This window comes from Actinoallomurus oryzae, from assembly GCF_039541955.1.
Lineage (GTDB): Bacteria > Actinomycetota > Actinomycetes > Streptosporangiales > Streptosporangiaceae > Actinoallomurus > Actinoallomurus oryzae.
This window is the reverse complement of sequence record NZ_BAABHF010000009.1, coordinates 645,046-651,267: the sequence shown is the minus strand read 5'-3', so window position 1 is coordinate 651,267 and position 6,222 is coordinate 645,046. Positions and strand designations below refer to the sequence as shown.

At 67.3% G+C, this 6,222-nt stretch carries 4 protein-coding genes; all 4 read right to left on the bottom strand.

What is annotated here, in order from left to right:
• Positions 1 to 954: 954 nt before the first annotated feature.
• The 4 genes from ABEA10_RS04865 to ABEA10_RS04850 all read right to left on the bottom strand — a co-directional run bounded on the left by ABEA10_RS04865 (position 955) and on the right by ABEA10_RS04850 (position 5,838).
• A complete protein-coding gene (locus ABEA10_RS04865; protein ID WP_345458024.1) occupies positions 955 to 1,437 on the bottom strand; it encodes an ankyrin repeat domain-containing protein in 483 nt (160 codons plus the stop codon).
• A 427-nt stretch (positions 1,438 to 1,864) separates the two neighbouring features.
• Complete coding sequence (locus tag ABEA10_RS04860) at positions 1,865 to 2,191, bottom strand: hypothetical protein (RefSeq protein WP_345458022.1); 327 nt, start codon at positions 2,189 to 2,191, stop codon at positions 1,865 to 1,867.
• 271 nt (positions 2,192 to 2,462) lie between these two features.
• Positions 2,463 to 2,819, bottom strand: coding sequence for a hypothetical protein (locus ABEA10_RS04855; RefSeq protein WP_345458020.1), 357 nt, complete (start codon positions 2,817 to 2,819; stop codon positions 2,463 to 2,465).
• Between the two features lie 43 nt (positions 2,820 to 2,862).
• Entirely contained in the window at positions 2,863 to 5,838 is a 2,976-nt protein-coding gene (locus ABEA10_RS04850; RefSeq protein ID WP_345458018.1) for a right-handed parallel beta-helix repeat-containing protein, read from the bottom strand.
• Positions 5,839 to 6,222 lie beyond the last annotated feature (384 nt).

Genomic DNA, 6,222 nt, shown 5'->3' with positions numbered 1-6,222 from the left:
CCTCCCGGGACCCATCGTCCCAAGCGATCAGGTGTCCACAAGACCGGGGCAACATCAGAACCAGGCCCTGATCCCGCCGGTCTCCAGGTTGACGTACGACCAACGCAGTCCGAGAGTCTCACCTTGGCGAATGCCGAGGGCCAGGGCGACCGACCAGCGGGCGCCGGTCCCTCCGGTCGTGCCGATCGGGCGACCCGCAAGGTGGGTCGGCCCTTGTGAGGATTCCACTCGTCATGGTGTCTGCGCGCCCGTTGATCCTTCCGCTGGCGATGGCCACCCCGCGAGCAGACGCGCGACTTCGTTGGCCGCCTCATCGGGGTCTTGGGTCCTCAGAACGGGGTTCCTACCGCCGTCGTACGGGCCGCCATCCCATACGACGTATCCGTGGTCGGGGTCCTGGGAGATACAGGCGGGAGCGATCTGGCCCCCGCCCGGCTTCCACCAGGTCGGTCCGTCACTGAAGGACAGGTATTGATGAGCGGTGAAGGGAAAGAAGCCGCACAGCTCGGTCCGCCGGGCGGCAGCGACCAAGGCGGCGGCGTTCGGCGGAACCCACGTCGGGTTGGACAAGCACCAGGCGTCACCGGATTGAGCAGCGGACTGCTGAAAGTCCCAATGCTTCTCCGGGTTCAGGAGATCTTCACCAGCGAAGACCCAACGGCCATCCCCTAGTTCGGTCACCATCTGATGTTCGCGCGGGCCCCCTACAGCGGAAAGACTTCTGTTCCGACGCCTCCGGCGGGGGCCTCAGGCTCCCGCTCCCCGAAGGGTGGGACGAAGGCGAACGGGATGACCAGGCGGGTGATGGTGTGCGCCCGGGGGGGCGCCAGCGGCGCTGGCAGCCGACGCGGTGCTCAATGGCGCCGCCGTGGAGAAAAGATCGGTCGATCAGACTTGCTCTTGCACCCTCGGGGGTGGGCTCGACCAGGCGCGTCGCAAGTCGGCTCCCGGACCTTATGAAACGTTGAGGATCTTTATGAGGTCGTGGTGGCCGTTAGCCATGGCCAGCTCGGCTGGCGTGAGCCCGTCGGACGTCCGGGCGGCCGGATCCGCACCCGCATCCAGCAGCAACCTTGCGGAGTGGATGTAGCCGTAGGCCGCAGCGACGTGTAGGGCCGTCCAGTCGTGCGAGTTCAAGGGTTTCTGCACGTCCGCGCCCAGCTCCACCAGGACGGGCAGCATCGCGGGGAGGTCGCAGCCGGCGACAACGTGGTACAGCAGTGGCGAGCCGCCGTTTGCCGTGCCGTCAAGGCGCCCCTTGTACTCGACCAGCACCCGCAGAGCACCTACGCTACCGCGCGCCACCGCAGTATCCATGAACGGAATGTCGATCTCATCGACCCCGTTCGGGTCAGCACCAGCGGCGAGGAGCCTGCGCACCGTGACGACATCGTCGTGGTACACCGCATAGCCAAGCTGCTCAGCGACCTCGTCCACAGAAGGATTATCCGCAAGAATCCGGAGAAGACGCGGAGTGCGCCGACGGTATCGAGAAAGCCGATCGAAGTCTGCCAGGTCCACTGGGGAGTAGCGCCGCGATCCATGGCACTGTGAGACAGGTCCCTGAACCGAGGCGCACAGGCGGCTCACTGGCACCGCGGCGTGGGAGCACGGCGGGCGTCGGCCCTTCGGTCTAATGGTCCTCTCTCGGCCGGATCGTTCTCGCGGGACGGGCGCAGGCCCACCGACCAACTCCCTTCGGTCGCCCTCCAGGTCGCCTCCGGCGGGGGCGCTCAGCCTCCCGGATAGGCGCGCGCGTGGGCAAGGTTTGCCAAGGGTTGATGTGGAAGCCGGGTCATCCCGCCTGCCGACGTCGGTCGTTCTCGAAGTGCCCCAGTTGGAGCCGCCCTGCAGGTGCTCGGGGCTAGGGGCGCTGAGGTTTGTCCGCCGACAGCCGGATGATCGGAATCGGTGGCACGGCCAGCGGACGCGGCGGTGGCGATGGTCTCAGGGCAGGGAGCGACTTCTCAAGCTGCGTCCGTTCGCGTGGCCTGGACGAAGACCCGAACTCGGCGATCGCGGTGCCGATGAACCGCGCCTCGAGGCACTCGCACTTGACCTCGGTCTCGTGAATCTGCATCGCCATCTCAGACATCACGACCCCGTCCGCGCCGACCATGGCGGCCTCATGCCTGGCATTGCTCACGGCGAGCGTGCGAGCGGCATCGAGCGCGGTGGTCCACCGCTTCATCTCCTGGCTGGGTGCGAACCTCCTCGCCCGCCCCCCGACCGTGCGACGCTTATTGATCCAGCATCGACGCGCCGACCACCAGGCGGACGGGAACCCAGCCGGCGTTGATCAGCGTGACGAACTCCTGCGCGTCCAGGTGCGAGGAGAACGGCTCAGGTGGACGTACTCTTCCCCGGGCGCGGACAGCCGTACCCCGGACCTGGAAAGCTCCTCCGGCCCGGATCACATCCCGCGCCATGATCGCACTCAGCGGTCCGTGGCGGTGCGCTCGTCACCAGACTCCCAGCGGATTGACGTCCCATGAGAGGCGAATGACCGGCCGAGTCTGCAAGCGCAACGGATCAAGGCCGCTCACGAAACGAAGGACGAGGCCCTCACGCTCTCCTTCTTTTTCGACGGTCAGACGTTCCAGTTTTCGGAGTCTTCCGAGCGAGACGGTCTCTTCATCGCCCTCGAAGAGGCTTACGTACGCCTCACCGGACGTGGGGTCCAGCGAGAAGAGAACTTCGCGGTCCCCTCGCCGCAGGCGGAACGACTGAAGGCCCACAGGCCAGCTCAAGTCTTCTTCCGACGGCGTTGGTTCGTCCTCGAAGAGCCAGATCAGGTCCGCTAGCTCGGGCATCTCCACGCGCAGACACTACTGGCAGCGTCTGCCGCACAGAGACCTGAGCTCAGCGGGTTTCTTCGACGTCCGTGGGAAGAAGAGTGCGCAGCTGGTCGCGGGTCGCCTGGGATCCGCCGCGTTCGAGCTGGGCGATGCGGCGGGCGTGCGCGGTCTGGGCGGACTCGAAGAGCTTGCGGATCTCGCGGCCGTTCCCCTGATCGAACCTCTCGGTCCGGCCGGCCACGTGATCGCGGATGGCGGCGCGCGTACTGTCGGGAACGTCGAAGCCGGAGGACTTCGCGATGCCGGCGAAGATGTCGACCAGCTCGTCCGGGCCGTACGGGGTGAAGGCGATGGTCCGGGAGAACCGCGACGCGAGTCCAGGGTTCGCCGCGAGGAAGCCATCCATCTCGTCGGTGTATCCGGCGACGATGACGACCACCTCGTCGCGGTGGTCCTCCATGAGCTTGACGAGTGTGTCGATGGCCTCCTGCCCGAAGTCGGCGTTCGCCCCGAACTGGCGCGAGAGGGTGTAGACCTCGTCGATGAACAGAACCCCGCCACGCGCCTCGTCGAACTTGGCCGTGGTCTTCTGCGTGGTCTGGCCGAGGTACTGGCCCACCAGATCGGCTCGGGAGGCTTCGATGAAGTGGCCGCGGGCCAGTACGCCGAGAGCGGCCAGGAGCTCTCCGTAGAGCCGCGCGACCGTGGTCTTCCCGGTTCCGGGCGGGCCCGCGAAGATCAGATGGCTGGAGATCGGTGCGGCGTCCAGACCCTCCTGCCGCCTGCGCCGAGTGGCGGCGATCAGATCGATGGTGTCACGGACCTGGCTCTTGACCGCTTCCAGGCCGATCATCTCGTTGAGCCGGTCGAGGATCGCCTGAAGCTGTCCCGCGTCGCGTACCTCGCCCAGCCTGGTGGCCAGGCCGGTGTCGACGACGCCGTCGAGATCCTCGGGCAGCAGAAGGGTCAGCTCCTCGGCCGTCGCGCGGCTGTCCTGACCGGACAGTCGCAGCGCCTGCTGTTCGACGACGGCTTCGAAGATGCGCCGGGCCTCCCGGCCGTTGCCGAAGGTCTCGTCTCTCCGGGCCTGCTGAAAGTGGGCGAGAAGTGACGCCTGTGCCTGCTCGGTGAACCGGAAACCGTACTGCGCGGCGAGGGTCTCGGTGATGCTCGTCAACTCCGCCGGGCTGTAGTTCTCGAACTCGATGGTGCGAGAAATACGCGACTTCAGCCCGGGATTCGCCGTCAAGAACGTGCGCATCTCGGCCGAGTAACCGGCGACGATGACGACGATCTCGTCGCGGTGGTCCTCCATGAGCTTGACGAGTGTGTCGATGGCCTCCTGCCCGAAGTCGGTGCCCGTGCCGAAACGGCGGGACAGGGTGTACGCCTCGTCGATGAACAGCACTCCGCCCAACGCTTTGGTGAAGACGGCCGCGGTCTTCTGCGTGGTCTCACCCAGTACCTGCCCGACCAACTCCTTGCGCGACACTTCGGTGAACTGCCCGGTGGGGACCACGCCGAGAGCGGCGAGCAGTCGTCCGTACAGCCGGGCGACCGTCGTCTTGCCGGTACCAGGGGCGCCGGCGAAGACCATGTGACGGCCGACGGACGGTCCGTGCGGCAGCCCTGCCTGCCTGCGCTGTTCGGCGATGCGCAGAAGGCCGACCAGCTTGCCGATCTCGCGCTTCACTCCCGCCAGACCCACCATCGCGCTCAACTCGGCGAGCAGTTCGTCAACGTTCGGTTCCGGCGCCGCGCCCGAGGTGCCCGAGGTGTCCGGGTCGGCGGCGCCGGACTTGGCGACGGGTTCCGCCGGAGCCGCCGGCGTGGCCTCGGTGGAATCGGCGGTGGCGCCGATCTCGACTCCGATGATGTCGTCGGCGCCGTTCGCCTCGGAGCTCACCCGTTCCATGCGTACCTGCGAGCCGGCCGTCGTGACGATGCCCTGGCCGGCGTTGCCCGTGATGGTGCAGTCGCGCAGAACCGCTCTGGCGCCCGGATCCACCGCGACACCGATGTTCTTGTGGTGCGACACCTTGGCTCCGTCGAGCGTGAGCACTCCTTCGTTCGCGGCCGACGCGCCGAACTGGGATCTGGTGATCGTGCCCCCGGTGAACCGTGCCGTGCCCGCGCCGCTCACCGCCAGCCCGCAGATCGCCGCCTGCGTGATGTCGCAGTCCTCGAAGGCGGCGGTGGAAAGCTCGTCCACCACCACGCCGTTGCGCCTGCCGTCCTCGATGTGTACCGACCGTGCGGTCAGCGTCGCGTTGGCCGTGACCCACACGCCGTCGGCTCCTGATCCGGTGACGAGGCAGTCCTCGGCGGTGGCGGAGGCGTTGTCACGTACCACAAGGCTGCTCTGGCCCGACGCGCGCAGCCGGGAGTCGCGGATGGTGGCCTTGGCGCGCCCCTGCGCCAGAATGCTCGCGGCCTTGGAGTCCTCGATCTCACAACGCTCGATCAGCGGTGTCGAGCCCTCGGCCACCCAGATGCCGTGCTCGCCCGCCCGTTGGACGCGGCAGTCTCGGACGGTGACCCTGCTTCCGTTGCGGATGGCGATCCCGCACAGGTCGGCGTTGAACACCTCGGTGTGCTCCACCAGACCGGCGGAGTCGGAGTAGACGATGCCACCGCCGTGGACACGGCTGTCCCGGACGAAGAGTTCGGCTCTGTCCCACACGCTGATCGCGCGGCTCGACTTGCTGACGACCTCGCACTGTTCCACGATCAGAGTGCCGCCCACCGCCTCCAGGGGAACGCCCTCGGCGTTGCCGTTGCGCAACGTCAGGCCCCGCAGGGTGACATGGCCCTCGACCCGCAGCGTGTAGCTCCCGGCGCAGTCCAGCGTGACCGTTCCAGGACCCCCGACCGCGGTGATCACCGCGTTCCCCCAGTATCTGAGGGTGTCCGAACGGTAGACGCCCGGCTCCACGGCGATGTGGCGCAGTCGCTCGCCTGGCGGCCCCGAAGCATTCGCCGCGTCGGCGATCGTCGGGAACGCCTGTGGATTCGTCTGGGATACGACAAAGCCCGGCAACGGACCCTCCCCCTAAGCGGTCGCAATGAACCCATCACAGATAATCCACCACAGACACCGCTCGCAGGGCCATGTTCGCTACTCGGCGCGGTGTGGAGGCCGGTTCTTCTTTCGGACAGTGATCGCAGTGAGTCCGGCTACGTCCGATCCGTCAGGTACCGGCGAGAGCCTTTGTCGTTGGTGGGTGTCGTTGGCGGGCCCGGTGACCAGGGCGGACTCCTCTCGTGTCGGCACGACGACACCGATGAGGAGGTCCTCATGGGGGAGTACAGCCGCAGTCTGCCCTACGATCTGATGACCTTCGACGAGCGCGACCAGGTCGACGCCGAGCGCACCGACGTCCGAAAGGACCGTGTCCAGCCTGCCCGCGCGGCCCGGTACCTG

Excerpts from the sequence above, each read along its gene's own strand:
- ABEA10_RS04860 (WP_345458022.1), bottom strand. The coding sequence starts at position 2,191 with ATGAAGCGGTGGACCACCGCGCTCGATGCCGCTCGCACGCTCGCCGTG.